Here is a 2,626-nt window from a genome sequence, read left to right as displayed (position 1 = left end):
GCAGCCTTGCACACCGACGTGCTGATTCCCGGCGGCAGCTTCCTCATGGGTGACCCCTTCGATGAGGGCTACCCGTCCGACGGCGAAACGCCCGTCCACGAAGTGACCGTGTCTGAGTTCAGCATCGATGCCACGGCCGTCAGCAACGCAGCCTTCGCCGCGTTCGTGCAGGCAACGGGCTACCGCACCGAATCGGAGCTGTACGGAACTTCCGCCGTGTTCCACTTGGCTGTGCTGGCGGACAAGGACGACATCCTCGGCACAGCAGCGGGAACGCCGTGGTGGCTGAATGTGCGCGGCGCTGACTGGGCCCACCCGGCCGGACCGCTCTCCTCATGGCAGGATATCCCCGACCATCCCGTGACGCAGGTTTCACACACCGACGCCCTGGCCTACTGTGAGTGGGCTGGCCGGGCACTGCCCACGGAGGCGCAGTGGGAGTTCGCAGCCCGCGGCGGGCTGGTGCAGTCACGCTACCCGTGGGGCGGAGAACTCCACGGCACCGATGACACTGGCGGCACGGTGCACCACTGCAACATTTGGCAGGGCACCTTCCCCACCCTCAACACGTGCGAGGACGGGTTCCTGACGACGGCTCCCGTAAAGAGTTTTGAACCCAATGGCTACGGGCTGTACCAAACCAGCGGAAACGTCTGGGAATGGTGCTCGGACTGGTTCCTGCCCAAGTACTACAAGAGCTGCCTGGCCAAGGGGACCGTGGAGGATCCGCCCGGGCCAACCGTTGGCCGCGGCAGGGTGATGCGCGGGGGCTCCTACCTGTGCCACGACTCCTACTGCAACCGTTACCGGCTTGCCGCACGCAGTTCCAACACCCCTGATTCGGCCAGCGGCAATCTGGGCTTCAGGACAGTCGCTTCCGCAGCCAGCCGGTAATCACTTCCGCCTGCCGGGCTTGGAAGGCCCGCAGCGTGGGGATGCCCGGCGGTGCCGGCCGGCGCGACATGTCCAGGAAGTAGCCCGCCCAACCAGCCAGGACACCAGTGACTCCAGCGTCCGACGCAGCGGCAAAAACGCGGTGCTCCTTCAGAACGTGGTCCCAACCAGACAAGGGGTCCAGCGTCGTGGCATTGATCAGCACGCTGAGCGCGTCGGCCCACGGCGCACCCACCGCAGCCCACGGCCAGTCGAGCAGCACCGGCCCGCTGTCGGTCAGCATAATGTTGTCGGTGCGCAGGTCCCCGTGGACCAGCGATCCTCCGGCCAAGGCTTCCACGCCTTCTTTGGCCAGCCCGGCCAACAAGCCCAGATGCTCCGCCTCCCAGGCCGGCATCCCGGCCATAGGGCGGGATGCCAGCTTTTCCCAGCCCCGGAAGGCACCCCGCAGCGAGTCCTCATACTGCGGCAGCGGCACATCGGCAGGTAACTCCACGCAACCAATATCCGCCAACCTGTCAAGCACGTGCAGGAGTTCAGATTCCTGCCATGGTTCCCGCGGATGCGTGCCGGACACATCGTCCAGGACCAGCGCAACCCAGGTGCCGTCGTCGTACATGCCGAGGAATTTCGGGGCCGGGATGCCCGGCGGCAGTGCCTTGGCGACGGCGGCCTCGCGGCGGTGCAGCACGGGTGAGGTCGCATTGCTCTCGGCGCTGACCGCCTTCACAAAAGCCCGGCGGCCCGAGGCAAGCACCACCCTGTCCGCCGAGCCCGGGGAAAAGCCGCCGGTCTGCGATTGTGCCGTGACGACCGTTTCACCCAGTATTCGTTCCACCCCCGCACGCACTGACCGCGGCAGTTCCGCCCAGCTGACGCGGGTTTTCATGGCTGTGGTGACGGCGTGGGGCGCGGGGCCAGTGTGAGGATGGTGGCGTCGTCGGCCAGTTCGCCGATCCGTTCCTGGTGGGCGCGCAGTTCATGCAGCAGTGCCAGCGCGCCGAGCGTTGTGGAGGTGCGTTCCAGGAACTGTTCGAGCCCGGCAACAATGCCAAGGTCGACGGCGCGCCAGGCCCCGTCGCTGGCCATCACCATCAGCTCAGGCGGCCCAAGCTGCACCACATGGGCGTGATCGGCAGCTTCCGGTTCACGCCGGGCCACCCATACGTTTCCGGGGGTGTTGCGGCGTTCGCGGTCCAGGCACAGCAGGCGCGCCCGTTCCTGCGCATCCACCGTTCGGCGGGCCGCCTCCAGCTCCACCCGCGTGTCGGCGAGCTCTGCGCGCACGAGGTGGGTGTCGCCGTCGTGCGTGCGCACCACCACTGAGCAGTCGGCCAGGCTGGCGATCTCCACACCCTGCTCGTTGAGTTGGGCCAGGGACAGCGCTGCACTGGGGAAACGAACCCGTTCCAAACCGACCAGCTCCGTGGCCCGGACGTCGATGGTGCTCAGCACCCCGGCCAGCAGGGCACGGACACCGCCCGTGCTGGCCGTGCTTTCTGCCAAGACCGTGTTCAACTGCTGCGCCAGCCACTGCGGGTTCGACGCCGCCGGCAGGTCAAGGGGCTCAAGCAGCGTGGTGGCGCCGTCCACGATCCAAGCGTTGGGGCCGTTGAAGCCGCAGCTGTCTTCCTGGACGTGGGCATCGCCCTCAAATTGCACGCGTACGCGCTTCTCCCATGCCAAAGTCATGCTTTCATCCTGCCATGCATGCACCGTCAGTGCTTCGCGC

Annotated in this window: 3 protein-coding genes; 1 reads left to right on the top strand and 2 read right to left on the bottom strand. The window is 66.9% G+C overall.

Annotated elements, in window-relative coordinates; all coding sequences use genetic code 11:
- Positions 1-6 precede the first annotated feature (6 nt).
- Positions 7-894, top strand: coding sequence for a formylglycine-generating enzyme family protein (locus Q4P21_RS08195; protein ID WP_303388302.1), 888 nt, complete (start codon positions 7-9; stop codon positions 892-894).
- Here Q4P21_RS08195 and Q4P21_RS08190 read toward each other — a convergent pair.
- Positions 863-1,783 (bottom strand): phosphotransferase family protein, encoded by a 921-nt coding sequence (locus Q4P21_RS08190; RefSeq protein WP_303388295.1) that lies wholly within the window; start codon positions 1,781-1,783, stop codon positions 863-865. The genes Q4P21_RS08195 and Q4P21_RS08190 overlap by 32 nt on opposite strands.
- Positions 1,780-2,626, bottom strand: an 847-nt coding sequence (locus Q4P21_RS08185) for a hypothetical protein (protein ID WP_303388294.1), incomplete at its 5' end; no start/stop codon positions are given. The genes Q4P21_RS08185 and Q4P21_RS08190, both read right to left, overlap by 4 nt.

It is taken from the genome of Arthrobacter sp. (assembly GCF_030540645.1).
GTDB lineage: Bacteria > Actinomycetota > Actinomycetes > Actinomycetales > Micrococcaceae > Specibacter.
This window is presented reverse-complemented; position numbering and strand designations above follow the sequence as displayed.